This is a genomic window from Paenibacillus macerans, from assembly GCF_050565405.1.
Taxonomy (GTDB): Bacteria; Bacillota; Bacilli; order Paenibacillales; family Paenibacillaceae; genus Fontibacillus; species Fontibacillus macerans_B.
Genome location: NZ_JBNYYG010000005.1, coordinates 72,487 through 97,341, shown reverse-complemented (window position 1 = coordinate 97,341; position 24,855 = coordinate 72,487). Strand labels below are relative to the sequence as shown.

At 42.1% G+C, this 24,855-nt stretch carries 38 protein-coding genes and 3 pseudogenes; 10 read left to right on the top strand and 31 right to left on the bottom strand.

All coding sequences use genetic code 11. The annotated features are described in order from the left end of the window. Position 1 precedes the first annotated feature (1 nt). Positions 2–280: a hypothetical protein gene (locus tag ACQ4N8_RS06145; RefSeq protein ID WP_430703448.1), complete on the bottom strand. Its 279-nt coding sequence runs from the start codon at positions 278–280 to the stop codon at positions 2–4. 151 nt (positions 281–431) lie between these two features. Here ACQ4N8_RS06145 and ACQ4N8_RS06140 point away from each other — a divergent pair, with 151 nt between their 5' ends. After that, on the top strand, positions 432–1,085 hold the full coding sequence (locus ACQ4N8_RS06140; RefSeq protein WP_430703447.1) for an HD domain-containing protein: 654 nt from the start codon (positions 432–434) through the stop codon (positions 1,083–1,085). A gap of 31 nt (positions 1,086–1,116) precedes the next feature. Beyond that, a complete protein-coding gene (gene murI, locus ACQ4N8_RS06135) occupies positions 1,117–1,896 on the top strand; it encodes a glutamate racemase (protein WP_430703446.1) in 780 nt (259 codons plus the stop codon). 210 nt (positions 1,897–2,106) lie between these two features. Here murI and ACQ4N8_RS06130 read toward each other — a convergent pair whose 3' ends face one another. The 9 genes from ACQ4N8_RS06130 to ACQ4N8_RS06090 form a co-directional block, all read right to left on the bottom strand. Then, positions 2,107–2,652 (bottom strand): GNAT family N-acetyltransferase, encoded by a 546-nt coding sequence (locus tag ACQ4N8_RS06130; RefSeq protein ID WP_430703445.1) that lies wholly within the window; start codon positions 2,650–2,652, stop codon positions 2,107–2,109. Between the two features lie 129 nt (positions 2,653–2,781). Beyond that, complete coding sequence (locus ACQ4N8_RS06125; RefSeq protein ID WP_430703444.1) at positions 2,782–3,231, bottom strand: hypothetical protein; 450 nt, start codon at positions 3,229–3,231, stop codon at positions 2,782–2,784. A 96-nt stretch (positions 3,232–3,327) separates the two neighbouring features. After that, positions 3,328–3,798, bottom strand: coding sequence for an NUDIX domain-containing protein (locus ACQ4N8_RS06120; RefSeq protein ID WP_430703443.1), 471 nt, complete (start codon positions 3,796–3,798; stop codon positions 3,328–3,330). Between the two features lie 456 nt (positions 3,799–4,254). After that, positions 4,255–4,551 (bottom strand): hypothetical protein, encoded by a 297-nt coding sequence (locus ACQ4N8_RS06115; RefSeq protein ID WP_430703442.1) that lies wholly within the window; start codon positions 4,549–4,551, stop codon positions 4,255–4,257. Positions 4,552–4,595: 44 nt separating this feature from the next. Beyond that, on the bottom strand, positions 4,596–5,150 hold the full coding sequence (locus ACQ4N8_RS06110; RefSeq protein WP_430703441.1) for an ATP-binding protein: 555 nt from the start codon (positions 5,148–5,150) through the stop codon (positions 4,596–4,598). A 146-nt stretch (positions 5,151–5,296) separates the two neighbouring features. Next, positions 5,297–5,701, bottom strand: coding sequence for a hypothetical protein (locus tag ACQ4N8_RS06105; protein ID WP_430703440.1), 405 nt, complete (start codon positions 5,699–5,701; stop codon positions 5,297–5,299). A 177-nt stretch (positions 5,702–5,878) separates the two neighbouring features. Further along, positions 5,879–6,421, bottom strand: coding sequence for a histidine phosphatase family protein (locus ACQ4N8_RS06100; RefSeq protein ID WP_430703439.1), 543 nt, complete (start codon positions 6,419–6,421; stop codon positions 5,879–5,881). Positions 6,422–6,612: 191 nt separating this feature from the next. Further along, a complete protein-coding gene (locus tag ACQ4N8_RS06095) occupies positions 6,613–6,957 on the bottom strand; it encodes a hypothetical protein (RefSeq protein WP_430703438.1) in 345 nt (114 codons plus the stop codon). 107 nt (positions 6,958–7,064) lie between these two features. Beyond that, on the bottom strand, positions 7,065–7,706 hold the full coding sequence (locus ACQ4N8_RS06090) for a phosphotransferase (protein ID WP_430703437.1): 642 nt from the start codon (positions 7,704–7,706) through the stop codon (positions 7,065–7,067). Positions 7,707–8,269: 563 nt separating this feature from the next. Here ACQ4N8_RS06090 and ACQ4N8_RS06085 point away from each other — a divergent pair. Beyond that, positions 8,270–8,386 (top strand): annotated as a pseudogene (locus ACQ4N8_RS06085) (thioredoxin family protein); the annotation flags it as partial. A gap of 32 nt (positions 8,387–8,418) precedes the next feature. On the opposite strand, the gene ACQ4N8_RS06080 reads toward ACQ4N8_RS06085, so the two are convergent. From ACQ4N8_RS06080 to ACQ4N8_RS06030, 11 genes are all read right to left on the bottom strand, one after another. Further along, positions 8,419–8,775 (bottom strand): NifB/NifX family molybdenum-iron cluster-binding protein, encoded by a 357-nt coding sequence (locus ACQ4N8_RS06080; RefSeq protein WP_430703436.1) that lies wholly within the window; start codon positions 8,773–8,775, stop codon positions 8,419–8,421. Further along, positions 8,772–9,602: a P-loop NTPase gene (locus tag ACQ4N8_RS06075; RefSeq protein ID WP_430703435.1), complete on the bottom strand. Its 831-nt coding sequence runs from the start codon at positions 9,600–9,602 to the stop codon at positions 8,772–8,774. The genes ACQ4N8_RS06080 and ACQ4N8_RS06075 overlap by 4 nt, the downstream gene beginning before the upstream one ends. Before the next feature lie 27 nt (positions 9,603–9,629). Further along, positions 9,630–10,007 carry a DUF134 domain-containing protein gene (locus ACQ4N8_RS06070; RefSeq protein ID WP_430703434.1) on the bottom strand — a complete coding sequence of 126 codons (378 nt, stop codon included), beginning with the start codon at positions 10,005–10,007 and terminating at the stop codon, positions 9,630–9,632. Between the two features lie 248 nt (positions 10,008–10,255). After that, a complete protein-coding gene (locus ACQ4N8_RS06065; RefSeq protein ID WP_430703433.1) occupies positions 10,256–10,828 on the bottom strand; it encodes a class I SAM-dependent methyltransferase in 573 nt (190 codons plus the stop codon). A 13-nt stretch (positions 10,829–10,841) separates the two neighbouring features. Continuing rightward, positions 10,842–11,228 carry a rhodanese-like domain-containing protein gene (locus tag ACQ4N8_RS06060; RefSeq protein ID WP_430703432.1) on the bottom strand — a complete coding sequence of 129 codons (387 nt, stop codon included), beginning with the start codon at positions 11,226–11,228 and terminating at the stop codon, positions 10,842–10,844. A 48-nt stretch (positions 11,229–11,276) separates the two neighbouring features. Beyond that, positions 11,277–11,594 (bottom strand): rhodanese-like domain-containing protein, encoded by a 318-nt coding sequence (locus ACQ4N8_RS06055; protein ID WP_430703431.1) that lies wholly within the window; start codon positions 11,592–11,594, stop codon positions 11,277–11,279. A gap of 39 nt (positions 11,595–11,633) precedes the next feature. Then, entirely contained in the window at positions 11,634–11,903 is a 270-nt protein-coding gene (locus tag ACQ4N8_RS06050; protein ID WP_430703430.1) for a metal-sensitive transcriptional regulator, read from the bottom strand. Positions 11,904–12,037: 134 nt separating this feature from the next. Then, positions 12,038–12,826, bottom strand: a complete 789-nt coding sequence (locus tag ACQ4N8_RS06045; RefSeq protein WP_430703429.1) for a sulfite exporter TauE/SafE family protein — start codon at positions 12,824–12,826, stop codon at positions 12,038–12,040. A gap of 14 nt (positions 12,827–12,840) precedes the next feature. Continuing rightward, positions 12,841–13,989, bottom strand: a complete 1,149-nt coding sequence (locus ACQ4N8_RS06040) for an MBL fold metallo-hydrolase (RefSeq protein ID WP_430703428.1) — start codon at positions 13,987–13,989, stop codon at positions 12,841–12,843. An 18-nt stretch (positions 13,990–14,007) separates the two neighbouring features. After that, on the bottom strand, positions 14,008–14,403 hold the full coding sequence (locus ACQ4N8_RS06035) for a DsrE/DsrF/DrsH-like family protein (protein ID WP_430703427.1): 396 nt from the start codon (positions 14,401–14,403) through the stop codon (positions 14,008–14,010). A gap of 15 nt (positions 14,404–14,418) precedes the next feature. Next, a complete protein-coding gene (locus tag ACQ4N8_RS06030) occupies positions 14,419–15,003 on the bottom strand; it encodes a sulfurtransferase TusA family protein (protein WP_430703426.1) in 585 nt (194 codons plus the stop codon). Between the two features lie 378 nt (positions 15,004–15,381). Between ACQ4N8_RS06030 and ACQ4N8_RS06025 the strand changes: the two genes are divergently transcribed. Together ACQ4N8_RS06025 and ACQ4N8_RS06020 are read left to right on the top strand one after the other, a co-directional pair. After that, entirely contained in the window at positions 15,382–15,663 is a 282-nt protein-coding gene (locus ACQ4N8_RS06025; protein ID WP_430703425.1) for a type II toxin-antitoxin system Phd/YefM family antitoxin, read from the top strand. Beyond that, the gene (locus ACQ4N8_RS06020; protein WP_430703424.1) at positions 15,641–15,946 is read left to right on the top strand and encodes a type II toxin-antitoxin system RelE/ParE family toxin; all 306 of its coding nucleotides are present in this window, start codon (positions 15,641–15,643) and stop codon (positions 15,944–15,946) included. Before ACQ4N8_RS06025 ends, ACQ4N8_RS06020 begins: the two co-directional genes overlap by 23 nt. 161 nt (positions 15,947–16,107) lie before the next feature. Here the strand turns inward: ACQ4N8_RS06020 and ACQ4N8_RS06015 are convergent, their stop codons facing one another. After that, a complete protein-coding gene (locus ACQ4N8_RS06015) occupies positions 16,108–16,590 on the bottom strand; it encodes a DUF6933 domain-containing protein (RefSeq protein WP_430703423.1) in 483 nt (160 codons plus the stop codon). 1,104 nt (positions 16,591–17,694) lie between these two features. Between ACQ4N8_RS06015 and ACQ4N8_RS06010 the strand changes: the two genes are divergently transcribed. Together ACQ4N8_RS06010 and ACQ4N8_RS06005 are read left to right on the top strand one after the other, a co-directional pair. Next, a complete protein-coding gene (locus ACQ4N8_RS06010; protein ID WP_430703422.1) occupies positions 17,695–18,045 on the top strand; it encodes a tyrosine-type recombinase/integrase in 351 nt (116 codons plus the stop codon). A gap of 74 nt (positions 18,046–18,119) precedes the next feature. Beyond that, positions 18,120–18,713 carry a tyrosine-type recombinase/integrase gene (locus tag ACQ4N8_RS06005; RefSeq protein WP_430703421.1) on the top strand — a complete coding sequence of 198 codons (594 nt, stop codon included), beginning with the start codon at positions 18,120–18,122 and terminating at the stop codon, positions 18,711–18,713. On the opposite strand, the gene ACQ4N8_RS06000 is transcribed toward ACQ4N8_RS06005, so the two are convergent. From ACQ4N8_RS06000 to ACQ4N8_RS05990, 3 genes are all read right to left on the bottom strand, one after another. After that, entirely contained in the window at positions 18,685–19,035 is a 351-nt protein-coding gene (locus tag ACQ4N8_RS06000; RefSeq protein WP_430703420.1) for a DUF2512 family protein, read from the bottom strand. The genes ACQ4N8_RS06005 and ACQ4N8_RS06000 overlap by 29 nt on opposite strands. A gap of 62 nt (positions 19,036–19,097) precedes the next feature. After that, positions 19,098–19,421 (bottom strand): spore coat protein, encoded by a 324-nt coding sequence (locus ACQ4N8_RS05995; protein WP_430703419.1) that lies wholly within the window; start codon positions 19,419–19,421, stop codon positions 19,098–19,100. Positions 19,422–19,437: 16 nt separating this feature from the next. After that, entirely contained in the window at positions 19,438–20,349 is a 912-nt protein-coding gene (locus ACQ4N8_RS05990) for a manganese catalase family protein (protein ID WP_430703418.1), read from the bottom strand. A 229-nt stretch (positions 20,350–20,578) separates the two neighbouring features. Between ACQ4N8_RS05990 and ACQ4N8_RS05985 the strand changes: the two are divergent. Next, positions 20,579–20,635 (top strand): annotated as a pseudogene (locus ACQ4N8_RS05985) (hypothetical protein); the annotation flags it as partial. A 98-nt stretch (positions 20,636–20,733) separates the two neighbouring features. Here the strand turns inward: ACQ4N8_RS05985 and ACQ4N8_RS05980 are convergent. Next, positions 20,734–21,327 carry a spore coat protein gene (locus ACQ4N8_RS05980; RefSeq protein ID WP_430703417.1) on the bottom strand — a complete coding sequence of 198 codons (594 nt, stop codon included), beginning with the start codon at positions 21,325–21,327 and terminating at the stop codon, positions 20,734–20,736. A gap of 171 nt (positions 21,328–21,498) precedes the next feature. Then, positions 21,499–22,362, bottom strand: a complete 864-nt coding sequence (locus tag ACQ4N8_RS05975; RefSeq protein WP_430703416.1) for a DUF421 domain-containing protein — start codon at positions 22,360–22,362, stop codon at positions 21,499–21,501. Between the two features lie 87 nt (positions 22,363–22,449). Here ACQ4N8_RS05975 and ACQ4N8_RS05970 point away from each other — a divergent pair, with 87 nt between their 5' ends. Both ACQ4N8_RS05970 and ACQ4N8_RS05965 read left to right on the top strand, forming a co-directional pair. Then, positions 22,450–22,803, top strand: a complete 354-nt coding sequence (locus ACQ4N8_RS05970) for a DUF4363 family protein (RefSeq protein WP_430703519.1) — start codon at positions 22,450–22,452, stop codon at positions 22,801–22,803. Between the two features lie 10 nt (positions 22,804–22,813). Beyond that, the gene (locus ACQ4N8_RS05965) at positions 22,814–23,020 is read left to right on the top strand and encodes a DUF1657 domain-containing protein (RefSeq protein ID WP_430703415.1); all 207 of its coding nucleotides are present in this window, start codon (positions 22,814–22,816) and stop codon (positions 23,018–23,020) included. Positions 23,021–23,198: 178 nt separating this feature from the next. On the opposite strand, the gene ACQ4N8_RS05960 is transcribed toward ACQ4N8_RS05965, so the two are convergent. From ACQ4N8_RS05960 to ACQ4N8_RS05945, 4 genes and pseudogenes are all read right to left on the bottom strand, one after another. After that, positions 23,199–23,471: a GerAB/ArcD/ProY family transporter gene (locus tag ACQ4N8_RS05960; RefSeq protein ID WP_430703518.1), complete on the bottom strand. Its 273-nt coding sequence runs from the start codon at positions 23,469–23,471 to the stop codon at positions 23,199–23,201. 44 nt (positions 23,472–23,515) lie between these two features. Further along, positions 23,516–23,944 (bottom strand): annotated as a pseudogene (locus ACQ4N8_RS05955) (Ger(x)C family spore germination C-terminal domain-containing protein); the annotation flags it as partial. 304 nt (positions 23,945–24,248) lie between these two features. Beyond that, complete coding sequence (locus tag ACQ4N8_RS05950) at positions 24,249–24,359, bottom strand: sporulation protein YjcZ (protein ID WP_430703414.1); 111 nt, start codon at positions 24,357–24,359, stop codon at positions 24,249–24,251. A 98-nt stretch (positions 24,360–24,457) separates the two neighbouring features. Beyond that, positions 24,458–24,853, bottom strand: a complete 396-nt coding sequence (locus ACQ4N8_RS05945; protein WP_430703413.1) for a hypothetical protein — start codon at positions 24,851–24,853, stop codon at positions 24,458–24,460. Positions 24,854–24,855 lie beyond the last annotated feature (2 nt).

Here is a 24,855-nt window from a genome sequence, read left to right as displayed (position 1 = left end):
CTCAACTAATCTTGCATCTCAGTACATAAACTTCCTGATTCTCTCGAATCATTTTCTCGACGTCTTCGCTTGTGGTGATCCCGTTTTTATCCTTGTTTCTAACCAACATGCCTAAATCGATGGTTTCATTCAATGTGACGGACGTAGTTTGGATGGACTGGAGAAGAGTACTGTCGAAATCCATGCTTTTGATTTCCGACTTCGTACTGCTTACGGTTCCATGCTCGCGCCCCTTTATCTTATTTTTACTAATAGCTTCCGCTTCTACCTCTACTTCCACGATTATACAACCGTTTGGGGGACCGGGATAGCCCGTTCCCTTTCTTCTTGCCCATGTCCCGATAACAAAAAAGTTTCTTGATCCGTTGATTTACGGTAAGATGATAATCGATGTTTCTTTGAGTAAACTGCGGCGGAAGGGTAGTGTGGACATGGAAAGGCATAAAAAGATCATCGAGCAGGCGGAACGATTTGTTCAAGAAGCGCACGGCAGCGATGGGAGCGGACATGACTGGTGGCATATACATAGAGTAAGGAATACGGCGCTTGCGTTGGCCCGTAAGGAACAAGCGGATTGGTTCGTTTGCGAGCTTGCGGCCTTGCTGCATGACGTGGCGGACGAGAAGCTGAATCCTTCCAAGGAAGACGGACTGAGTCGGGTCCGCGGCTGGTTGGATAACCATGTCGATGATCCGTCTGTCATCGTCGAGGTTATGGAGATTATCTCAACGATGTCTTATAATGGCGGAAAGAACCCTCCCATGTCTACGCTCGCCGGACAAATCGTTCAAGATGCCGACAGGCTTGACGCCATCGGCGCGATCGGGATAGCCAGAACGTTCGCCTATGGGGGTTCCAGGGGCAGATCCATGCACGAGCCGGGGCGGGATTTCTCGGATGTCGATTATCGCAGCCCGGAGAACACGTCCATTCATCATTTTTATGAGAAGCTGCTGAAGCTGAAAGAATTGATGAATACCCGGCATGCAAAAGCGTTGGCCGAATCCAGACACGCGTTTATGCTGCGTTTTTTGGACCAGTTTTACCGGGAATGGGACGCAGCCGACGACGAACAGCCAAGATGAACATAAACCATAACAAATTTAGGTGATACAAGTGAAAATCGCATTTTTTGATTCGGGAATCGGCGGCTTGACCGTTTTACAAGAGGCTATGAAGAAGCTCCCGGGGGAAGATTTTCTTTATTTCGCCGATACGCTGCACGTACCCTATGGGACCAAAACATTAGCCGAGGTCAAACAGTACGTCCAAGAATCGGCGGAACGGATTATGAAGGAGCCGGTCAAAGCGCTGGTGGTCGCCTGCAATACGGGAACGAGCGCTGCGATCGAAGAACTTCGGCATACGTACAGCCTCCCGATTATCGGCATGGAACCGGCGGTAAAACCGGCCGTGAAAAGAAGCCAAACCGCCGGCAAAAGGGTTCTGGTCCTAGCCACCTCCCTTACGCTCAGCCTATCGAAATATACCGACCTGGTGGCCAGAATCGACGATCACAACGTCGTAGATTCCATGCCCTTGCCGGAGCTCGTGCAATATTGCGAGCAGCTTCAATTTGAGCCGCTGGAAATCGAACGCTATTTCAGCCGCAAACTCGCCGGCATCGATCTAGGGCAATACAGTACAATCGTGCTCGGATGTACGCATTTCCCTTACTACAAAGGGATCCTGCGGCAGATCCTGCCGCCCCGTATCGAGCTGATCGACGGCAGCCAGGGCACGGTGGAACGCTTATGCTGTTTGCTCGGGGACTCGGCAAACACGAACAGCGGAGAAGCGAACATCGAATTTTTGTGTTCGGATGGGAATCCCGCCTATCTCGCAAAGATGGCCAAAGCGCTGAATTACCTGCAGTCACAGCCAAGCCAGCACTGATGCCAATCGGGACGAGGACGTACCCCAAACCCGCGAATCTCGAACTGGAGGCGGGCCAAGTCATGAGCGGCTGCCTCCAGATCCGGGAACGGTTGGCAGCAGAGGGTCATGGAGTCACCTCCCTTTCCTTATTCCATATCATTTAGGCAACACGCGGCCCGAATCAGGATTCGGCGACGAGGGGGGTTAGAGATTTCATCTTCCTAGCCATTACTCCATGTCCTCGTTAATAAGCACCATATGGATATGATCTTCCCACTTCCCGTTAATCTTTAAATAATCCCGGGATATCCCTTCATTCACGAAACCGAGTTTTTCAACCACGCGCAGCGAAGCCTGGTTTCTTGGCATGATATTGGCTTCAATCCGGTGTAGTTTCAGTTCCTGAAAAGCGTGCGCAACCACCGCCTCAATGACCTCGGTCATCAAGCCTTTGCCTTGTTCCTGTTCATCGATCCCGTACCCTAAATAGCAGGATTGAAACGCGCCCCTTATTATATTGCTTAAAGCCGCCGAACCGATAATACGGTTACCCAAGAACAACCAAAATTTGCGAAGCGAACCTTTCTGATTTTTTTCGAAGTCTTCTTCCAGCGATTTCTTTTGGAAGGGGTAGGTATAGTACTCCTCCGTTCTCTGTGGCTCCCATTCCCGAAGAAATATCTTGTTCCTCACCACATAATCCAATACTTGATCCGTTTCGGAAGGATCCACTACTTTAAGCAGCAAACGTTTTGTGCGAATTTCATTTCTCATGGGTTACCTCGTGGTATGGTATTTTTTTCAGCGCGATAAATCTTAAGATGTATTCTATTCTCTGATCAATGGCAAAACAAGACACCGTGGGATCGGTTATGTTTCTTGGTGAATCGGCGTAGTAACTTTTTAATCCTCGCCACCTATATGGAATTGATTTTCTTCGGACACCTGCTTTAGATACCCCTTAATTTCGATAAAAGGCTTTGTTATATCCATGCCTGGATGGCCTTCCACCATTTCTTTCGGCGCAAGAACAGTAAGCAGAACCTCTTCTTCAGGTTTTATATTTAACTTATTGTTTCTAGCTTCCATTTTAAAAGGATTTTCTTTAGTTCCGTTCTTCATTTTCAGCGGATAACTTAAAAAAACGTTATTCTGGACAATGGTATGTTTGGATCCATTATGTAATCTTAGTGTATATCTCATCCCTGCAGTTTCTTCCTTACGTTCTATTAGCTCTAACCCAATATTGTCAATGTCTTCCATAGTAATAGTAACCATGCTTCGGTTACTGCAGCTTACCGTAGTTAGTAGACATAAAATAGTCAAAAGCAGAAGTATCGTTTTTTTTCCCATTTCCGTAAATCCTCCCTTCATCATTGCGACTGCACCTCAACCCTCCTTTTTCCTTCATTCAGCATCCTAACGCCGCCTCAGGGATATCCTTGGTTATTAAGCTTCATCCAAAGTGCTTAACCAATGGGGACCTTGCTCTTGATGCTCCACATAGTTGATAATTATGGTTCTGACTGGATGCGGCAATAAATGATGTTTGTCCATATCGGCTACAGGGATCCAATAAAACTCTAAGTGTTTCTCCTTGGATTCAGGATTTATACTAGGATCGATATCGGATAAAACAACCAAAAATAGGTGGTTAATTTCCTGATGATAGATGTCGTACGTTTGATAGGCGGCTTCCACAGCCCCTAAATAACCATGAACCTCACATCGCAAACCTAGTTCCTCATCGATTTCTCTTCTTAATGAGCTCCTCGTGCCTTCGTGAAACTCAACATGCCCACCGGGCAAAAAGGTATTATCCTCCCCTATGCAATGGGCAACCAGAAGTTTATTTCCTGATAAAATAACCCCCCTTGCTAAGACGTGGTACTTCTCTTTTGGGTTATCTATATACTTCATATGAACCTCCCCCTTCCCGGGATCCTCACCAATTCTTAATATATCCGGATTGTTTTATAATCATATAACTGGTGGAGTTCAGGTTTTCTATCGGTTCATCCAGCGGAAAATATCTTAATTCAAGGCCTTCATCATCGTTGATTGTAGGGATTCCGTGAACCTTGGTTGCCTCATATATCGCTATGACATTATAAACTTCATTCCCATGAGGGTACTAATAATAGAAATCTTGTCCCGATAAATTAGTAACGAATTTCAATTCTTCCACGGTTAAGCCTGCCTCTTCAAAAAGCTCACGCCTTCCCTCTGCATTCATTACGATTACAGTCACGCCAACCATAATGATAGGTCTTGGGCCAACCAGTTTACGGAGCTCCATGATATACCCATTTAAAGTTCCTCCTGCTTGTTAATTTCCATTAGACCAAAAGCCACTACTGACCTATCTTCCTGATTCTAGTCCCCGCTTTCTTTCTTGCGGCGAAAAAGCGAAATCCCTCCAAAACCACTGATTACTGCAATATAGAAGCCCAAATCGTACCACCAGCCGATGTTATGTATTTCATATAATCTGATATTGTCTTTAAAAAAGCTAATCATTAAAGAGATCGGAGCAATCCATCCATGCCATATCCCCCAGAAAAATCCCGCCGGATTTTGAGCATGATTGGTACCGTCACCAGGAACACAACCCGATAAGAAAATCATGGATGCAAAAAATAGGAATGCAATCATGGCGTACTTTGTTTTCATTTTCCATCACCTGGCTTTCCTAAAATGTGATTCGCAGTGTCTTCTTATCGACTTATAGCCACAATGCTTCGTATAACTGACTGAATTTCCATAGAATCTTTAATTTCAAAGAAGTGATTGGCTTCTCCCTGTACTGGAGCAGAAACGTTTTCCAGGCCGGATTCCGCAATCTGTCTATCAAGCACTTCGATAAAACTCGAGGCCGTTCTAAATATGGATTTGTTGCGTTTACTGGAACGTACCCGTTCCTCCAAAATATGATCGGGGAGATCGAAATGGACAAGCACACTTTCAAAACCATGCTCATGAAAATAAGCGAGCACCTCCAAACGACCTTTAGTATAACGGTTCGAGTTGCATAGAACGAGGTGCAAATCCGTCATCCGTACAGCATAATCAACAATGGTATTCGTAATATTATACTTCAGCGTATTTGGACCATGTAGAGGTCGTAGAGATAGATAATAGGTATTGACAAATTCAGCATGGTTATCCTGATCAATCACCATTGAATTCTTCAATTGTTGCTCTAATTCTTTAGCAAAGGTCGTTTTTCCGCTGTGGGTCTTCCCTACTGTCATGATGACAAGTCGTTTCAATCCCAATCCCCCATTTCCTAAATCAGTTAGAAAAACTTAGGTGTATCAGCTACGTCAATTCTATTATAGTCATAGATATTCACATTGATCTTCTTCAATGAGCATACCGCCTTCGATTGGTTGGCAATTTCGAATAACTTTTTGTATCATTTCTTTAGTTCTTCATATTTCGCAAGCCATTCCTTTCCCGTACTCCAACCATTCATTTTCTGGTTGATTATATCTTCACATGTTTTCGCCATGATCCATTCCTTCAATCCATCATCTTTGCTATTCCTAAGTTCATGAACTAAAAATTCCAAGCCCTTATCTCCCGTAATTACTATGTTTTCATATAGCTTTTGATTAGCCTTTATATAATCATTAGGATTACTTGAAGCTTGGATCTCCTTGTTATTAATTATGATATCCAGGTTTTTCATTATCTGATTTCCTACATCGCTTTGTTCCTCTGAGCTTATTTCAGGATCTAAGGATTCGTTTGATTGACATCCAAGGATTATGACCATGCACAAAATTGGCATTAAAAAAATGGATAATATTCTTCTCATGGATAGCCCTCACAATATTCTTTTTTGTTCTAATTTCGACTATACAACTGTATTACTTATAATCGTGAGAAAACCGTTCTTTGCTGCTGTATCAATTAACCGATTAATCGATTGTTCTGCGGAATCACAAAACAAATACCACTCATCTGCAGATACATTGGGTGCGCTGTAACTCCCTCATATTATGACGTTCTGTACTATTACTTCCCCCTTCCATACCTTCAAATGATAGATATCCGGATTCCTCATCCGCTTCCATTCTTCATATCCAAATCCATTAACAAAATGCTTTATCATCAAAGACAACAAAGCTCCGTGGCTCACTACTATAAAATTTCTAACTTCTTGTCTGTTCAATAATTCTTCAATAAAACTAATCCCCCTTGCCATTGCCTCTCTTGAAGATTCCCCGCCTTCAAAACTCAAATCCAAATCTTCATAGGTAGCCTCCAGTTTCATCATCCAGTTATCTAAATCAATTGTACTTAATACCCGTTCTTTCAATCGTTCTTCAATAATCACTTCCTGGCCTACTTCATTGGCAAAAGGTCTTATTGTCTCAATTGCCCTTAATAAAGGACTAGAGTAAATCACATCAATATGTTTATCTTTAAAGAAATCAACTAATTGTATGGATTCCTTAACTCCTTGACTTGTTAAAGATGCTTCCGGCTCTTGTCCTGTAGCCTTGCAATGTCTCACAAGATAGATATTCTTCATTAATTGTGCTCCCTTTAAGGAAATTTCGGTTTGTGCACGTATTCAACTTTTTCTGATAACTTTATCGTATTTAAGAAACGGCTGGGGCGTTTGTTGTCTAAGCTTCTTCCATGATTATTCATCCGGACAACCAAGAGGCAATGATACCAGTGTGTCGATGCAGTGTTATGTTATAGGCCCACATTGAAAAGCTAATAACTGTCTCCACCAATAAGTTGCTCAGATCTTACTTTAAACTCTTTCAAATTAATCAGGTTAGCTATTTGTTCTTTATCAAGTCCTCTTGTATCAACTTTAAATTGACCTTGAAAATCCTTATTAGTCAGTGGTAATAGTACTTCATTTACATTGTTTTGTATCTGGGAGTCAACTATTAAAGAAAGCACTGACTTGTCAAGTACTGGTTCTATGGATACTATATTTTTTGCTTTATTTGTTCGATTCCATAAATTCAATGAATAAGTAACCTCAGTAGTTTCTAAATCTTCTCCACCTAATGAGTAAGAGAGACTCATGACCAACCCATCAGAGTCCACTTCCCTGAAAAACCTCTTGCGAACCGAGGGCCGATGGCCCGACCGCGTGCATGCTGTGTTGGACGAAATCAGCGCCTTCCTTGAGTTACAAAATAATTGACTATTGATTACACCCAGTCATCGAAGTGTTCTTCAAGAAATTTTATTTCTTTTTCATAATGAGAAAGATGACCTTCTTCAATTAATTTTATAAATGCGGGATCTCCGGATGCGGCACGTTCTGATAATGTAGTACACATAAATTCTATACGGGAAATCACCCACCACTTAAGGTCCGTTGGAACATCTATTCCGTAGGAATTAAAGTAAATTTCTATACGCCTCCTCCTCACCAATGCATGTTTCTCTCTATTGTATTTATCAACTACATGGTTAATTGGACTCGGTTCAAACTCTGCAAGTGGAACAGATGTATATAAGGTGTAGACAATGTCCCATAAACGTGGACCTGGACCTGCCATGTCAAAATCGATGATCCCTACGGGAAGTTCATCTTTAAATACAACGTTATATAACGCAGCATCATTATGACAAATAACTTCATGTAAAGAACTCACTGGATATTCATTTCTAGAATTTATGGCTGGTTTAAATCCAACAGTCGCGTCATGGTATCTTCTTAAGAGCTTAGCCAGTTCGGATAAAACCTCGTCTGACCACATATATCCTTCAATTTCCGGATAGATATTACCCGGAACTACTCCTTCAAGGTAGGATAGAATCTCCCTGTTTTTTTCGTCTAGCCCCATTTACCACGTCCCTCACTTCCATTGAATGGTTTCTTTTTGTTGTTTCGCCGATTTTTTCTAACGTTCTGCATCTACGACGCGACCCGACCTTAGATAGCTCTTATCTTAGGTCGGGTCGTGTGTTGTCTGAATATTCTTCTTTGCTTTCGCATCTGACAATCTAGGGGCAATAGCCCCATAGCGTGAATGCGTGTTATGTGCTGTTCATGCCTTCCTGGCGAACCCATTTAATTCTCATTTATTCTTAACCATTCTTTCGGCACATTGTCTAGTTTATCTTCTATTTGAACTTGATCTTCTGAAACACCATCTGTTTGGCTTCCGCCTTAACGACAATCTATTATCACTTTAATTACTGGCATAGCGATTATCGTTGTCGGCTATTTGTTTAATATTTTCGTTTAGTTTTTCGTTTAGCAATACTAAAACAAAACAATTGGAGGATGAATGATGATGATTAAGATTTTGGGTTCGGGGTGTGTCAACTGTTAAAAACTAGAAGAACATGCTCGTGAAGCGGCTAAACAGCTCGGAATCGATGCAAGCTTCGAGAAGGTTCAGGATTTAAAAATATCGCATCTTATGGTGTTATGAAAACGCTGGCTCTAGTTGTAAACGAACAAGTAAAAGTACTGGGAAGAGTCGCTTCGGTGAATGAGATTAAAAAACCACTGATATAGCCTTAACGGTAAGATCACTTTTCATGAACTATTTAATGACCACATTGACCATGGTACTGATGATCGTGACACACGGTATTGCCGGTTTTCAAATTCCCTTGCAAGTAGCTGTCTACTGCCGCATCGGCATGACCCGAAACACCGCTGATGACTTCGATTCCTTTTTCGTTAAAAACCTTAACCGCTCCGCCGCCGATCCCACCGGTAATAATCGTGGTCACTCCTAAATCATTCAGGAAATTGGGCAGGAATCCAGGCTTATGTCCTGGATTGGAGAATGAAGTCACCTTTGATATTTTGTTATTTTCCACCTCAAAAATGTTGAAATTTTCACAATGTCCGAAATGTTCCGTAACCATCTTTCCTTCACTAGCAACGGCAATTTTCATATGTACTTCTCTCCTTTTTTCAAATATTCTGCAAGCTTTTTCGCAACGTCATCAAGCCAATTCCCTTCAAAATACTCAATTGTTCCTTTGTCGCAAGCAGCTGTGATTTGGGGATCAATCGGCAATTGGGCCAACATTTCTAATTCATGCGTTTTTGCAATTTCCTCGATGTGGCTTTCCCCAAAAATATCAAATATTTTATACTCCTTACCGCTTTCCGGGCACTTGAAATAGGCCATATTTTCAATCAGCCCGATAACCGGGATGTTCATTGTTTTGGCCATCTTAATCGGTTTTCCTACGATCATGGACATAAGTTCTTGAGGCGAAGTTACAATAATAATTCCATCCATTCTGATGGACTGAAATACCGTGAGCGGGATGTCACCTGTTCCCGGCGGCATATCGATAAACATGAAGTCAATGTTACTCCAAATCACTTCCGTCCAAAATTGCTTAACCGTGCCAGCAATCACCGGTCCTCTCCAGATCACGGGGGCCGTCTCATCAGCCAAAAGCAGATTCATGGACATGATATCAATGCCGGTTTTAGATTTGATGGGCCATACTCCCATCTCGGTTACTGTGGCTTTTGAATGAATACCGAACGCTTTAGGGATGGACGGTCCGGTAACATCAGCATCCAAAATCGCCGTATGATATCCTCTTCGATTCATGATTACGGCAAGCAAAGAAGTGACTAGCGATTTCCCTACCCCTCCTTTATCGCTTAAAATGCCAATCACCTTTTTGATATCGCTTAGTTGATGGGGTTGTTCTAAGAAGTCTATGAGTGTTCCCTTAAATTCTCCGCTGTTTTCACTCACACTTTTTCTCCCCCTTTAGCGATAGAATCAGCATTTGAAATTCTCCTTATCGAGATGTTGCCCAAAATTCCGCCTGCAACATCTTCCGCAGCCGCAAGTTCGTTCGCTTTCATCGTACAGCTGATAATCTCCACCTTCGATCTTCAGCCTGTTTCCGTTAACTAAAGACTCCGCAAGCTTTTTACGGGCATCGTTATAAATCCTCTGAACTGTGGTGCGAGCAACATTCATACGCTCAGCGCATTCTTCTTGCACCATTCCTTCTAAATCGATGAGACGGATGGTTTCATATTCATCAACTGACATAACAATGATCTCACTATCCGAATTTTTTCCATTTAGTGGTCCAAATAAGTCGCTCTCAGGCAAACAGCAAACTTTTCTCCATTTTCGAGGTCTTGGCATAAATAACTAAGTAACTCCTTCCCTATTTAAAAATCTAATTTCCAATCTAGTAAGCATCATACTAATCAAGATCTGCTCAAGTTATGGCTCTTCCCTTTTAGGAGTTATTGACATATGCCCTTTTGATTTTTTATCATACTCTTTTTTCGACATATGTCAATTACTATTCCTAACTTTGAGCAAGAAAAAAGCCGCAAAACCACATTGCATATGGCTCACGGCTTATATATTACATTTTTCTCTAAAGATTATCGCTTTTGTACAATCAAAACATATTGAGCGTTGGCTCTATGATCAATCTCCAGGATAGCAAATCCTAACTCTTCAAACAATCGCTTCATCTCTTCAGAATCAATGCGATGATGAAGTGGAGGTCCCTGATCTGTCACTTTCTTTTCCCACTCCACGCATAGACAGAGTCCCCCTTCATGCAATACTCGGTTAATTTCTGTCAATACCTGATGAAGCGGCTCGGCCTCATGAAGAACAAGAGATGCGATTACCCGGTCGACACTTTCGTTCTCTAATGGAATTTGCTCAAACTCACCTTTTATGGTCCTAACGTTAGGCAGTTGTCGTTCATCTGCCCTCTTGCGTATAACTTCAAGCATCTGAGGTTCAATATCCAAAGCATAAACCGTTCCATTCGTCCGTGCAGCGGCAGGAATGGCAAAATAGCCTGTGCCTGCGCCCAAGTCAAGAACGGTTGAGGAATTGCTCAATGCAAGTTTATCAAGCAAAAGCTCTGGTGGTACGGCGGCTTTACGTTCCGGACTCTCCAGTTTGGCCATATGCTCGGGATTAAATCTGCGATCGTGCATAACCGACGCCCCTTCATCGCTTTAATTTGCCATTCCAGGCGCTAAGTCCACCTTGCAGATGAGCTAGTTCAGTATAGCCGTTCTTTAGCAATATCTTTGCCGCATTCTTACTGCGCATACCGCTTCGGCAATAGAGAAGAATCAGCTTATCCTTAGGTATGTCCCCTAATCGTCGAGGTAACTGAGATAAAGGGATATTACGGGCTCCAGCTATGAAACCACTCTTATATTCAACCGGTTCACGCACATCGATAATGATCGGATTACCAGTATTCCCAATCTCCCTGCTAAAATCGTCTGATTTCAAAGTTCTTAATCCTTTGGTTGGTTTAAAGCGAGTATAAACGAACCAGACTAACAATAGAATGACTACAACGTTAATGATCGTGCTTGGGTTCATTGGATTCTCCTTCCAAAGCAATCTTCGAAACTCGTGTTCGAGTATTCTTTAATCTTGAACTAATTTATCCGTCCAAGCGTTAAGTCCGCCTGTCATATTAATCACATGGAAGCCGTTCTCGCTCAAGAGCTCGCAGGCTAGACCGCTTCGACTCCCGCTTCTGCAAATAACGATGGTTTCGCGTTTAGGGTCCAATTCCTTCTGTCTTACGGAAAGTTGACTGAGCGGAATATGTTTTGCGCCTTCAATATGGCCTTCAAACCATTCCCCAGGTTCCCGCACATCAAGCAGCATAAGGGATTCTCTTTTTTTTAATCGTTCAGCCACCTCGCGAGCTGTAATCTGTTTTATATTTTTGAATGACATTTTATTCTCTCCTTTGAAAAATAACTCTATAGCAATAAATCAGCGGCTTTTGACCAGAAGCTCAACGGCCTCATTGACTATTTTTCCTGTATCCTGATGGCCCGCCGCTTGTTCAGCCAGAATGCATTTTTGCAAGTTTTCAGCCACAATTTGCGCAATGGCTTTATCGGAAGCATTGCGTACGGCGGATAATTGGGCTACAACCTCTTTACATGACTTCCCTTCCTCCATCAAACGCAGAACCCCTCTCACCTGTCCTTCTATTCTGCGTAAACGAGCTTTCAACTCATCCGAATAATTGTATTCCATCAAACATCCACGCCTTCCCTATAATGAAATTTGCGATTAACACTTATAATTACACGCAATATACTAATACCCCTATAAGTATTATACAAGACGCAAAGTGATCAGACAACATTGGCATGAGGCGTGTGTGTAAACTAATTTAAAATGGACGACCATACCTTAACGGCTGTCAGGCCAATCAGGACGATGAGTCCGTACCTCAAAATCCTAACATGGATCTTTGAGCTGACTTTGGAACCGAGCGGCGCACCAATAAGACTGCCAATCACAGTAAAAATGATTGGCCATAAGGGAATAACACCACTTGACAATTTACCTATAACTCCTCCAACCGCTGAAATAAATACGATGGCCAGGGAGGAGGCGATGGCCGTTCGAGTTGGAATTTTTAGCACAGTAAGCATTATTGGAATGAGTATAAAAGCGCCCCCGGCCCCTACGATGCCTGAAACGATACCAATTAAAAAGGCCGCTGTCATCGCAATGCTTTTATTGAATTGCAGACTTCCTGTTTGCTCTTCAGTACCTTTTCTGGGAATGATCATCAGAACAACAGCCAGGATAGCCAGAACGCCATAAATCAAGTTGATTATTTCTCCGTCAATCACACCGGAAACAACCCCTCCGATCAGACTGCCTGCAAGAATACTGCTCCCCATAAACAAGACTAATCCCTTGTGTACAACACGGTTTCCTTTGTTTTTTCTCAGAAATGTAATTCCCCCTGCGAGTGAGGCAAAGAACACTTGAAACATGCTGATCGATGAAACCTCGTGCGCAGAAAAATGGGCCACTCCGAGTAGAGCAGGAATATATAAGAGTAATGGGTAGTTGATAATGGCTCCGCCGATTCCAAGCAAACCGGAAAAGAAGGCACCTACCATTCCCAATACGATTAGGACGACCCAAAGTAAAAAATCCATTTTTCTTTATTCTCTTATTTGTCGTGGACTGCACAGCGATTTGGACCGATTTCCATCTCTCGCTGTTCGTCTTCGCTTGGTGTCATTTTCCCCATATTCGTTTGGCGGATTTCTTGATAAGCATGAGGCTGAGGCGGCAGTTTTTCAGTTACAACATGCTTGAAATCTTCCTCATCCTGAATATTGAGTCCGGGATTGTTCTGGTACAAATCCGATAAACGCGCCATTACTTTTCCGTCTTCCCCGAGTTCAGAAACTTTTCCAAAGTGAGCCGGAAGGACGATTAAACCTTGCGAAAGTCCTTTGTAGCGATGATACAGTGTGTTGCGAAGATCTCCAACCCATTCCCCCGCCTTACCTGCAAGATCGGGGCGACCAATCGATTCGATGAACAATATATCTCCCGAGAGCAAGTACTCATCATCTACAATGAGAGATGTGCTCCCTATCGTGTGACCCGGCGAATACACCGGTTCGATTTGGATGGTTGCATTTCCAACTTTGATATTTCTGTTCTCCTCCAGTTTCTCATACGGAAAAGTTACTTCTTCCGCATCCTTCGGCGGCAGCCAATAAGTCCCCCCCGTTTGTTCCGCCAATTTCCGGCCGCCCGAGATATGGTCAGCATGCAGGTGTGTATCAAGGGTATGTTTTATGGTTGCGCCCTGCTCACTCGCAAAACGTTCAAAATGATCAGTCATTCGGAGCGAGTCTACTACGGCAGCTTCTCCATCCGAAATAATCATGTAAGAAAGACAACCTTTACCGAGTCGCACGAACTGATACAGCGAACCCCCGTTTTTTAATTCCCCGATTTTGACCGGTTCCAAATGTTCACTCCAAGATTTCATGCCGCCTTCCAGATAATGTACATCGCTTCTGCCCGTTTTCACGATTTGCTCAGCCACAAATTGAGACGAACCTTCTTTCGCGCATACGACAAGGACCTTTTTGTCCTCGGGAATTTTGCCGAGCGCCGGTCCGATTCCGTCCAGCAGCTCAAAATACGGAATGTTGACGACATCGACATTCTCGCCCTCGATTTTCCAAGCGTTAAAATCGCTTTCGTTGCGAACATCCAGAATAAACAGCTCTTCCTTGGACAAAAGGATTCGCGCGAGCTCGCCCGCGGACATCATTTTCAATTTTGCAGTTGCCTTCATACGGTCTCCTCCTTCAAATTAAAAAGATAAAGTGACATTGGCGTCTTTCGCAAAATCCAGAAAAGTGACGGCGCCGCCGACTTCGATTCCTTCAATGAAATCCTCTTTCATCAGGTTCATTACATCCATCGTCATCTGGCAGGCGATCATTTTGACGCCCAAATCCTGTGCCATGGCAACCAGCCCGGGAATGGACGGAAGATTGGCATTCTTAAATCCTTCGGCAAAGTGTTCTTTTCCTTCCGGCAACGGAAGATGGAGATAAGCTTGCTTATGAATCAAATTCAATCCTTCAAAGGTGAAGAAAATCCCCACTTCGGCGTCCGTGGCTGCTGAAGCCGCAGCGACATTAAACACTTTGTAAGCATCAAACAACCCACCGTTGCTGGCGATAATAGCCACTTTTGCAGTCATTTTCGTACCTCCAGTTCATTTTTGTAATGTATTTTCAATAGGACCGTCCCATTCGGACATCCCTGGCTGCACATTCCAAACGGAACGGAAGCCTTCCTCCTCTAGCAGCTGGCAGGCCAGATCACTTCGGGAACCCGTCTGGCAAATGACGTGGATTTCGTCTTTCGGATTCAATTCATGAAGCCGGCTTTCCAGTTCGCCAAGCGGAATCGAAATTGCGCCAGGAATTCGGCGGAACACGTATTCTGCAGGCTCGCGAACATCGAGTACTATCACTTTTTCATCGCCCGCCAGTTTTGTCTGAAGCTTTTTATTGGTAACTGTGTGGGGATGCTTTTTTTCGTTTTTTGCTTCCTCCGGTGAAGATTTGCGCAGGTAATGCCTGAGGACTTCGTTCTCTTCGATCGTCCCCAAATATTGGTGCCCTGTATTTCTGGCCCAGCCTTGAATGTCTGCGAGCGAGCCCCGATCTGTTGCTTGAACCTCAATCACCTGGCCTGCCTGAAGCTGATCCATGGCCTTCTTCGTTTTTACGATAGGCATCGGGCATGCCAGACCTCTGCAATCCAGCTTTAAATTGGTTTTCATCTCCGGTACCATTACAACCTCCTAAGTGTTTTGTAGTTGTTTTATACATATACCCCTATGGGTATATTACAAAATAGTACGAATCATTGTCAATATTGATTCGCAAAAAGAAGACATTCTCAAATGGGCTGTACCCCCAAATAGATGCCAAACACAAAGAATAGCACCTCCCCTGTATGGTTAAAGGTGCTACTCACGACTTATAATATCTATAGACATGGACTTTATAAAATTCCTTCTCATCGAATGTAATCGTCACCGGCTCTATGGCTAGAATAAAGATTCAATTTACTTTTATATTATCTTCGAATCACTTCAAAAACACTGTATTAAATATCATAATTATGATAAAATGTATTGTATAACATGAATTTTATGGAGGTAGCTAAAATGCCTATCATTAGACCAATATCGGATCTTAGAAATAACTTCAATTTCATATCTGAAACTTGCCATAAAGATGGGGAACCTGTCTTTATTACTAAGAACGGACAGAGTGACCTTGTCGTAATGAGTCATGCATTTTATGAACAACAACAGGCATTAATCGAATTATACCAAAAATTAGCTGTTGCAGAGAAACAAAGTCAATCCAATGCACCAAGAACTTCTCATGTGGATTTAGTGAAAAAACTGAGAGGTCAAATTGATGGAAAAGAAATACACAATTAATTATCTTCCAGTAGCAGAACAAGACCTTACCGAAATTATTCAATATATCATGCTTGATGATCCTTCAGCAGCTCATAATATGTTAAATCGATTCGATGAGGCTATTTCTGTATTAGAGTTCTTTCCAAACAGCGGATCAGTCCCTAACGATTTAAGACTGCAATCACTAAATTATCGCATGCTAATTGTTGAGAATTACTTAGTTTTTTATACCATCATTGAAGATACGGTAGAATTTCGTAGAATCTTACACGGGAAAAGAAAATACAACTTCCTGTTATAGCTTATGTATTGTCCTGCCCTAATTTCTTATAACGTTCATGCATTCACGAACCCGAGTGGCTTAAGGCACGAAGTGCCGGCCGCTACGCAGTTAGGTTCGCAGGGTTGTCCGCCGACACTTGTTATGTGATGCCAGTGCCTCCTTGAGATACCCACCCTATGTTATGAATACCTTCGTTCTATTTCTTTCTTGAATACATTAATAGGTTCTTCATAATCAATTGGTTTAAAAATCATCTTGTTTAGCCAGGCGCTAAGATCATATGTGTGCTCAAACGCCACATTATCACAATAAAAGGTCATTTCATTCATGGTCCCAAGAACACTCTTGTTGTTTGTCTTTCCAATTCTAACGTCGCCTGCTTCCAAAAAATATTGATCAAATAAACTTTTTCTTAATCCTTCTAACTGTAAGTACTCTTTGAGTCCAGTCATGAAGCTTTCCTGAAGCTTTCCGACTTGAGAACTCCTTATACCATCAATGATTAGACCTAATCGACTGGAATCATTGACAAAAATGATATGTTTTTTTCTTAGTTGCAGAATATTTACATGCCAACTAAATAACGGGTCGATCTCCTCAATTTCAACTGGAGCTGTTTTCATATCTTTTAAAAGTTTTTGAGTGAATCTAAGCGCTAGCATAATTTTCGCTCCTTTTTACATCTTGCACTGGTTTCACATAACGTTCTTGCATTCACGAACCCTCACCGGCTTAGATAGCTCCTATCTTAGCCGGTGCAGGGGTGTCCGCTGAATATGCTGCATCGATAATACTCCTTGAGGACCGAGGGGCGTCAGCCCCGATGCGTGAATGCGGTGTTAGACGAGCCGGAAGGAGGTGAACAAATCCCTCCAGAATGCCTGAAATCCTTATGTGCCAAGGGTTACAGCCGATTGTAAAACTGTTCCAGAAAGCTGTAAATAACCCGGTTCTCCATGAAAGTTATACGAGATCGTATACCAAAATGTTATACGAATCTTCCCTCCCCTAACTCGCTTATCCGCTTTAGCTCGCATAACTCCTAAGGGAGGAAATGCGAAGTGCCAAATCATGATTACCCCAAAATTAACTTATTACTACATCCTAATGTCAATTGGAGTGAGCTCGTCTCTCTGTTTCTTCAAGACTGCAGATCCAGAAATTTAACAAATGAAACGATTCGCCGTTATCGCAATGGGTTGAAAAAGTTCCAACAACATCTTGGGTCCCAAAACTTGAAATTGAATGACTAACCGATCTCCTCCTTAGTCACCGCATCATACCTAGCATGATTGACGAAGGACTTGCGCTTAGAACCGTAAATTGTAACCTTTGCATTCTAAAAGAGTTTTTCAAATTTCTTTGTGAAGAAGGAATTGCTGAAGCCAATATTGCAGTTAAACTACGGCCCTTCAAGGTTAAACCATCTTTGACACATACTTTTACGGATAGCCATCTTCAAAGTTTGTTTGCCCAACCCGAACGGTCGACCTTTACTGGCTACCGCAATTACGTCATCATATTGGTTCTGCTAGAAACCGGAATCCGCCTGAAAGAACTGGCTAACCTTCGAGTGACGGATGTTTTTGGAAGAAGGAATCCTTCGTATACTTCAAGGCAAAGGAAGAAAAGCAAGGCGTGTACCAATTCAACACGTCGCCGCCCTCGAATTGAGACAATATATGCTGGAGCGAGGAACACTGGAAACCGACCGGCTCTGGGTCACCCTGGATAATAAACCCTTTTACTAGGCTGGTATCCGGGTAATGACCTCCCGGTACTGTAACGCTGCGAATATTCAAGGAGTCCAATGTTCCTGCCATACGTTTCGTCATACCTTTGCGAAAAAATACTTAATGAACGGCGGGGATGTTTTTACACTAAAAAGCATTCTTGGGCATGAACGTATAGAAACAATTCTCGATTGCAAGTCCAAAAACCTTTCGCCGCTCACACTTCGGTTTTATCAAGATAGCATTCAGCAAATGAAAGATGCTTTTCAAGAGCAGCAGGTTCCAATTGATATTTACACGATAACTTCCCGCCAGATTAAAAACCATTTTATTGCCTACCTCATTGAACAAGGCAAATCAGACAATACCGTAAACGGCGTATAAAAGCACTGAAACAGTTCTTGAAGTATTTGTTCGAGGAAGGCTGGTTAACTCAGAATGTCGCAGAAGAACTACATGTGGTCAAAGCAGCAAAGTTGATGATACAAACCTTTACCAAAGAGCAAGTAGCCACCCTATTGGAACAGCCCGATCGAAAAACGTTTAACGGTTACCGAGACTTTACCATGATGGTGCTCCTTTTCGAAACGGGGATGCGAATTAGCGAATTATGCAATCTGAAAATCGGGGATCTGTTCTTCAAAGAGCAGGAGATTCGAATTACAAGGGGGAAAGGAGGTAAAGCCCGCCGTGTACCATTTCAACAAACTTCCACCAAGGTTGTTGGCCGTTATTTGGATATCCGCGGGGAGCTGGAGACGGATTCCTTATTCGTTAATATAAACAATAAGCCAATCAGCACGAGAGCATTACAGGAGAAAATGCAGGTATATGGTATTGCTGCGTGTATAAAAGGAGTGAGGGTATCCCCACACACATTCCGACATACCATGGCCAAATTCTATATTTTGAACGGGGGTGACCCATTTACTTTGCGCCGAATTTTAGGACACGCTACGCTTGATATGGTTGACTACTACGTCGAGCTTTTTAGCAGCGATATCAAACAGCAGCATAAAAAGTTTACGATTTTTTCGTTTTTCCTGATCTAATTAACCATAAATGGGTAACCTGCTCAGTAGCTCCCAAAAGAATTGCAGTGAGAATTGCACCAATAAATGTAACTATTGTTCCGGTAAACAAATTTGAAATAAAATAAACTATCAAGGTTGAAGCTGCGATATCCATGAGTGTGCTTATCCATAATGTGCCTTTCTTCAAAAACATGTATTCCATTACCGTCCCTGCTGCGGCCAGTAAAAGCCCGACGATAATCGCTTGATAATACGCGGCAAAATCGACATTGGGGAATAACCAATCAGACACAATCACTCCCAAAGGACAAACAACTAATTTGATCAACAGGCTATTCACTGGACACCTCCAAAGGTTGTAAATAATTTGCCCTCCCTACCGAGAGGGCAAATTAAATCATACTATTGAACAGCTACTGGCTCCTGCACCAGTTGATACATTTTACCTAGAATAGTAAGCGTCGTTTTCGCCACCGGTTCCAATGGATAGTATCCTTTAACCATCCATTGCCAAACATCGTATGCATGATGTGAACACATACATCTCTTCCAAAAAGCATCTATTCCCGGATTGCTCATCTCCGTTGCAGCCCATGCATATTCTCTGCCTGAACGTTTCAAAGTCAGCAAGTACGCTGTTGCAATTTCACGATTATTAAATTGTTGGACGAATGTTCTAGGGGTTACTTGAAAACGTGCCTTCCTTAAGAAAAAACACGTTTTCATTTACGGTATTATTTATTTACTGTTCCACATAACTAGCCTCGTTTACGCCTTTTTCATTAGGTTGCCCTGGGGCAGGTGGGGTTCCGTGGATGTATGGCGGAGATGGTAAGAGCTGAGGGATCTGTCCCATCGCTTCCGGTTTGGAAATATACTCAAACTTAGCTTGCCCATCCATACTCTTTCCACTTGCCCAACGACCTGCCTTACTTTCCTCACCGGCAGAAAAGTTCATAAATGAATATGAGACTTCCTGCTTTTCCAAGTCTTGAGGGAAGGTGCTCGGCACAATGGCTTTTTCCCTCATTTCCAGTTCCTCAATAGCTGCCATCCATTGATTTTGGTGCATCGTATCACGTGCTATCAGGAACGATAACATATCACGAACACCTTTATCTGTTGTCATTTCGTATAAACGACAGACCTGCATTCGACCTTGCGATTCCGCATTTAAATTGGCCCTAAAATCAGCAAGGAGATTTCCGCTCGCTATAGTGTAACGTGAATTCCAAGGATACCCTACACTGTCTGTGGGGGTTGCACCTAACCCAGAAACAATGACGTGCTGCGGGCTCATGCCACTTAATACCGTTTTAATGATTGAATCTTCAACATTCGTACCAGCTAATACAGCATTAAGAATTGGATGTTCAGCCGCTTCTTCCTGTTCCCGAACAGGAGCATTATCCAGTAATTGGGCAATCATTGTTGCGAGCATTTCAACGTGTGCCATTTCTTCTGTTCCAATATCAAGGAGCATATCCCGGTATTTTTGCTCTCCCCTACAATTCCATCCTTGAAAAAGGTATTGCACCATAACGGTTATTTCACCGAATTGGCCACCCAGCACTTCATGTAATTTTTTTGCATAAATAGGATCCGGTTTATCCGGTTTTGCGTTATACTGTAATTCCTTTATGTGAAAAAACATTTTTTACCTCCCATTAATAATTTTATGCTTATTATGCTTTTGCCTCACCAAAATACTCATGTAAAAAACATCCAGAACTATGATAAACGGCGCTTAGAGCATATGAGATAAAACAGAGTATGTCGAGGGTAGGCAAGTGCATAGACAACGGCCCCATAGAATCATATTGGGGTACTCTCAAGATTAGAAATACTACCTCCACAAATGCCAGACTTTTGAAGCGCTAAAAAAGGATATTGATAAATACATCCACTTTTACAACTACGAGCGGTTACGGAAAAATTAAACAGCCTTAGCCCGATGGAAGTTCGAGCTAAGGCTCCTTAATTTATTCCACTGTCTACTTGACAGGGGCACTTCAACTGCAGGCTGACTTTTATGTCTTTATGAAAATTGATTCGTTGTTGTATTTCCGTTCATAATGTTAGGATTGGACATGTATTGAAATGTAGACGACATTTTCCTAACATCGCTTTGAGGCATAGTTGGTACTTCATAGTAACCCCGTTGATTCATCAGTTGAAAAACATCGTAGGCCATTTGTTGACAGTTATTTGCACACATAATATGGAACGAACGTACATCAGGATCTACACATTCACTGGCCCAAAGCATCCCTATAGCAGAACCAGCCTTATGAGAGTTAAGGATAACTGTACAAATTGTAATATCACTTAAACGGTTTCCATTCATGTTAGGGACTGGTATAGTCTGTGGGTTTTGAAAACCTAAGTGAGGCTTATGTTCAACATTGTGCTGGAATCTAATTGAATTATCAATTCTTACTCCTTTATGTTGAAGCAGGTTCATGGCCTGATGATATGTCGAATCCATAATTTGAATATGACGTTGTAACATATTCTTTATCTCCTGATCCGAAGTCATCTCCGCAAAGAATGCATGCAATTCAATATCTGCCGTTAATTTCCGCAACAATTCTGTCGTTTCTAAAAATTCATGAGTTGCCCAGTTTAGCATAAAGAATACCATCCTTTTTTTGTGGTTTGGCTAAAGAGCCGCCGTTATTTAGAATAACTAACTGCAAGAATTTTATTCATTTAGCCTCCTCATCCTGAAAGAATAATGTAGTCTTAAATTGAGCAATTTATAGTTAATATAGTTTTTCAGAACTCCGGGATTTTGTATTCATCATTCTTTCAAATAAGGCTGCAGGTTTTCCAATACCTCTTGTAATTTATCAGCTTGTTCTTTGTACATTTGTTTAGCATCAGAGTTGTTTGTCTCTAATGAAAAAGTTTGCAGGTCTGCATAAACTTTTTCCATAGTGGCCTTGATTAGCAACTTTTGATAAACAGGAACTACTTTAGCTCGATCCCTTCTTAAATCTACATAAATTGAACCATTCGAGGTTATCTGGGCAAAAAACACATCAGAAAAATCACTTGCACCCTGTTTCAGTACTTCACCGTAAAGCCATTCCTTCGTATATCCTGTTTCCCTCAAGTTAGTCTCCAAAACGACTCCGTCAATGATGACCGTATGTGGTTGATGTTCTTCTTCAACTGGCATATTCAGGAGCTTTGGAGTCACCGGCTGTGTCTCCGACTTCTTCATTACACTTAATTTCCCATTCGTCTCCAGTACAGCAAATTCAACATCTGACAGCTTGAACGAATTATTTTGCCTTAACATAAATAATAATTCATTCATCGTCAGCCTTGATTTCTTTAGGTTTTCCTCCAGTATATTTCCATTCTCAACTAACGGCGTTGGACGTCCATCCGTTAATCGTCGAAACCGGTAGGATTTCAAATTGATTATAGAAATTAATATGGGGAGCCCCCCCCATACGATGATCCCCATTAAACCGTTAAGTATCTTTAAATTCTGATCAACCGCCAACATGGCAGCAATGGAACCAATCGTGATCCCTACCACATAGTCGAAAAAGGTTAGCTGAGATAATTGGATCTTCCCCATTAATCTTGTCATCACCATTAGCACAATAAACGAAAACAAGGACCGTATAAGAATAATAAGATACTCCGGCACCTGATTGCCCCCTGTCCATACATATTATCAGTCATTATTGGTAATAATAGGGGAAATATTCAATTCATTAGGAGGTGCTTATTTGTGATGAAATTAATTCATGTGCTCCATTCCTTCGTACTGGCAGGTGCTTTATTATCTGTACCTTTCGATACAGCAAATGCGGCAATCACCGATCCTACGATCAAGCAAGCAGAAGTCGTCCTTGGCTATATTGAGCAGCAGCATTGGGAACCTGCGCTTGAGCACGCGAAGAAATTGAAAAATACTTTTCTCAGTAATCAATGGAAATATCAATTTATTGGAGATGAGGCAGAATACGAGGGAGTAAAACGGAATATAGACAAACTTCGAGCAGCTGTCAAAGAACAAGATTCAAGCGAATCAAAAGTCCTCATTGCCGAAATTGTATCTGTTATTGAGGAAATCTACACCTTTTAGGGGGATATAAGTGACGGTCATTCAAAAAGTAAGACAAGCCATATCAAGTTTGACTGGTGTCCAGGCCAGTTTGCAAACATTTGCCATCCAATCCCAGGACCCTCAGGCAAAAGAGTCCTTTAAAAAGGGCGCGGAAGAAACTCGGTTGATTATCACAAATTTGGAGCATAGAGTAAAACAAATGGAGGAAGAAGAGCCGCAATACAAGCCACCATAAGATGGAGTGAGCCAGTTCAAAATAAAGTCCAATCCCTGTTGTCCATCTTCGATTAAAATTGCTATGATTCCTACGGAAATTGCCACGGGGATCAGATACCTTTTGTAAAGGCCGTCAGACTGATTCATCAAACGGGTCATTGCAACAGCTACGACCCATAGATGGTTGGCCGCAAAGGTTAAATTAAAAAAATAGAAAAGATAATCATGGATAAACCCACCTTTTCTATGAATATTCCCTCCAAGTGAACAATCCGAAACAAATACGGAATACTCCACATCGTACGTTCTGTCAATTCCCATCCCATTAATGCTATAGTCGCAATAAAGCTGACAATAACAACCAGGCCATTGATACCAACTGATATCAAAGGCAACCATTGGGACCGTCTTGTATGTCGATAATAAGGGCTTAACATAAGGAAAAAGTTACTCCCAAAAAACAAGGGCATCAAATAATACATCCCCTCCCCAATATGTATGAATTGATCAACCTTTACGTCAAACCGAACCATCGAATTTGGAAAAAGGCAGCCACACAAGTAAACAAAATACCTAAAGTCGTTAACCAATCGATACCAAACATATTGGGAAACCTTTCGTTTAACACCCCTTGTATCCATCCAATACCTTTCCAATTTTTCTCGAGATGATGAAGATGTAATTCTCGAGGGTTATTAATCAAAATACGTCTGCCTAGACCGTAAGGATCAGCTTTCCACTTTTGAAGTTGCTTAAATGTATCCAGACACTCCTTCTCAATTTGTTCTCCAGCCATTTTTTCGTTTTCCTCCAGCTGTTGCTGTGTTACCTTCTGTTTCCCTCTGCTTATATCTTGGATACGTAATCGGCCACGAATTAAAGCGATATTATCCTCCAGACTTTCAACAAACCCAATTTGTGAACCGCGACTTGTAGTTTCGGCTTCGGGTTGATTTGGTTACCGCTTGGGGAAATTTGATGTCGTAAGCGCGATCCACTCCGAGGTCTCCCCGATTTATCGCTTAGGTTATTCGACAAGAGGCTCCCCACTTTCACAAACAAAAGGTTTGGCGATTAAGCAATCAAGGATAGTGTGGCTATTCTTCTCATTTAATATGCCCCCTTTAGCCCAGGTGAGTAGTCAATGAAACACAAATTGAACTGACGCTGGTATTATACCGACGTCAGTTCGCATCTTAGAGGTTTTTTAAATGTAAATTAAAGGGGTGTCTGTCTCGACCTTTTAATTATATAGAACGACCAATAATTACCAAGAGTATGAAAAGTACCAGAATTACACCAGCACTGGTAAACAAACCACCGCCACCACCAACTCCGGCTCCTGCACCATAAGTCATAGTCATATTCCTCCCTTCGTCCTGTCTATGTCTAGACTATGATTTCATTGGGATGCTGGTTTGGACTTTTATCTTTATGGCCCCCAGGTAAATTATGATCATGTCCATAATTTAGATTGTTGTTGAAAGGATGGCGGGATCAGATATATAGATTTTTCCCATCCAAAGTGGATAACAACGCATGGTACTAGCCTAACCAAGGCAGTGATGATTCCGTCTATTTCGGTCTCCACCCCGATAGGGCTTATTTTATTCATCATTCTATTCATTTCATCCAATTCCACGGCATCCCGGTAAATAATCGTTAAGTCTTCTTGCAAACCTTCGTTGGTGATATCCCCATGGCTCAAGGCGGAACAGGCATGAAGCTGCAATTCTTCCAGTAGTAATAGCATTCTGTAGGAAAGTGGATTAGGGGTATGTTGGAATTTTTGGATTGTCACAACTGCCTCAATGCTGATCTGAATTAACGTGTTAAGCAAATTCATCATCATGC

Excerpts from the sequence above, each read along its gene's own strand:
- ACQ4N8_RS06070 (WP_430703434.1), bottom strand. The coding sequence starts at position 10,007 with ATGCCAAGACCTCGAAAATGGAGAAAAGTTTGCTGTTTGCCTGAGAGC.
- ACQ4N8_RS06020 (WP_430703424.1), top strand. The coding sequence starts at position 15,641 with ATGGAAAAGAAATACACAATTAATTATCTTCCAGTAGCAGAACAAGAC.
- ACQ4N8_RS05995 (WP_430703419.1), bottom strand. The coding sequence starts at position 19,421 with ATGAAAACGTGTTTTTTCTTAAGGAAGGCACGTTTTCAAGTAACCCCT.
- ACQ4N8_RS06055 (WP_430703431.1), bottom strand. The coding sequence starts at position 11,594 with ATGTCATTCAAAAATATAAAACAGATTACAGCTCGCGAGGTGGCTGAA.
- ACQ4N8_RS06015 (WP_430703423.1), bottom strand. The coding sequence starts at position 16,590 with ATGCTAGCGCTTAGATTCACTCAAAAACTTTTAAAAGATATGAAAACA.
- ACQ4N8_RS06065 (WP_430703433.1), bottom strand. The coding sequence starts at position 10,828 with ATGCACGATCGCAGATTTAATCCCGAGCATATGGCCAAACTGGAGAGT.
- ACQ4N8_RS06060 (WP_430703432.1), bottom strand. The coding sequence starts at position 11,228 with ATGAACCCAAGCACGATCATTAACGTTGTAGTCATTCTATTGTTAGTC.
- ACQ4N8_RS06045 (WP_430703429.1), bottom strand. The coding sequence starts at position 12,826 with ATGGATTTTTTACTTTGGGTCGTCCTAATCGTATTGGGAATGGTAGGT.
- ACQ4N8_RS06140 (WP_430703447.1), top strand. The coding sequence starts at position 432 with ATGGAAAGGCATAAAAAGATCATCGAGCAGGCGGAACGATTTGTTCAA.
- ACQ4N8_RS06030 (WP_430703426.1), bottom strand. The coding sequence starts at position 15,003 with ATGGTACCGGAGATGAAAACCAATTTAAAGCTGGATTGCAGAGGTCTG.
- ACQ4N8_RS05970 (WP_430703519.1), top strand. The coding sequence starts at position 22,450 with ATGAAATTAATTCATGTGCTCCATTCCTTCGTACTGGCAGGTGCTTTA.
- ACQ4N8_RS06010 (WP_430703422.1), top strand. The coding sequence starts at position 17,695 with ATGACCTCCCGGTACTGTAACGCTGCGAATATTCAAGGAGTCCAATGT.
- ACQ4N8_RS06115 (WP_430703442.1), bottom strand. The coding sequence starts at position 4,551 with ATGAAAACAAAGTACGCCATGATTGCATTCCTATTTTTTGCATCCATG.
- ACQ4N8_RS06050 (WP_430703430.1), bottom strand. The coding sequence starts at position 11,903 with ATGGAATACAATTATTCGGATGAGTTGAAAGCTCGTTTACGCAGAATA.
- ACQ4N8_RS06105 (WP_430703440.1), bottom strand. The coding sequence starts at position 5,701 with ATGAGAAGAATATTATCCATTTTTTTAATGCCAATTTTGTGCATGGTC.
- ACQ4N8_RS06040 (WP_430703428.1), bottom strand. The coding sequence starts at position 13,989 with ATGAAGGCAACTGCAAAATTGAAAATGATGTCCGCGGGCGAGCTCGCG.
- ACQ4N8_RS06090 (WP_430703437.1), bottom strand. The coding sequence starts at position 7,706 with ATGGGGCTAGACGAAAAAAACAGGGAGATTCTATCCTACCTTGAAGGA.
- ACQ4N8_RS05990 (WP_430703418.1), bottom strand. The coding sequence starts at position 20,349 with ATGTTTTTTCACATAAAGGAATTACAGTATAACGCAAAACCGGATAAA.
- ACQ4N8_RS05960 (WP_430703518.1), bottom strand. The coding sequence starts at position 23,471 with ATGCCCTTGTTTTTTGGGAGTAACTTTTTCCTTATGTTAAGCCCTTAT.
- ACQ4N8_RS05945 (WP_430703413.1), bottom strand. The coding sequence starts at position 24,853 with ATGATGATGAATTTGCTTAACACGTTAATTCAGATCAGCATTGAGGCA.
- ACQ4N8_RS06100 (WP_430703439.1), bottom strand. The coding sequence starts at position 6,421 with ATGAAGAATATCTATCTTGTGAGACATTGCAAGGCTACAGGACAAGAG.
- ACQ4N8_RS06120 (WP_430703443.1), bottom strand. The coding sequence starts at position 3,798 with ATGAAGTATATAGATAACCCAAAAGAGAAGTACCACGTCTTAGCAAGG.
- ACQ4N8_RS06125 (WP_430703444.1), bottom strand. The coding sequence starts at position 3,231 with ATGGGAAAAAAAACGATACTTCTGCTTTTGACTATTTTATGTCTACTA.
- ACQ4N8_RS05950 (WP_430703414.1), bottom strand. The coding sequence starts at position 24,359 with ATGACTTATGGTGCAGGAGCCGGAGTTGGTGGTGGCGGTGGTTTGTTT.
- ACQ4N8_RS06035 (WP_430703427.1), bottom strand. The coding sequence starts at position 14,403 with ATGACTGCAAAAGTGGCTATTATCGCCAGCAACGGTGGGTTGTTTGAT.
- ACQ4N8_RS06130 (WP_430703445.1), bottom strand. The coding sequence starts at position 2,652 with ATGAGAAATGAAATTCGCACAAAACGTTTGCTGCTTAAAGTAGTGGAT.
- ACQ4N8_RS06080 (WP_430703436.1), bottom strand. The coding sequence starts at position 8,775 with ATGAAAATTGCCGTTGCTAGTGAAGGAAAGATGGTTACGGAACATTTC.
- ACQ4N8_RS06025 (WP_430703425.1), top strand. The coding sequence starts at position 15,382 with ATGCCTATCATTAGACCAATATCGGATCTTAGAAATAACTTCAATTTC.
- ACQ4N8_RS05980 (WP_430703417.1), bottom strand. The coding sequence starts at position 21,327 with ATGCTAAACTGGGCAACTCATGAATTTTTAGAAACGACAGAATTGTTG.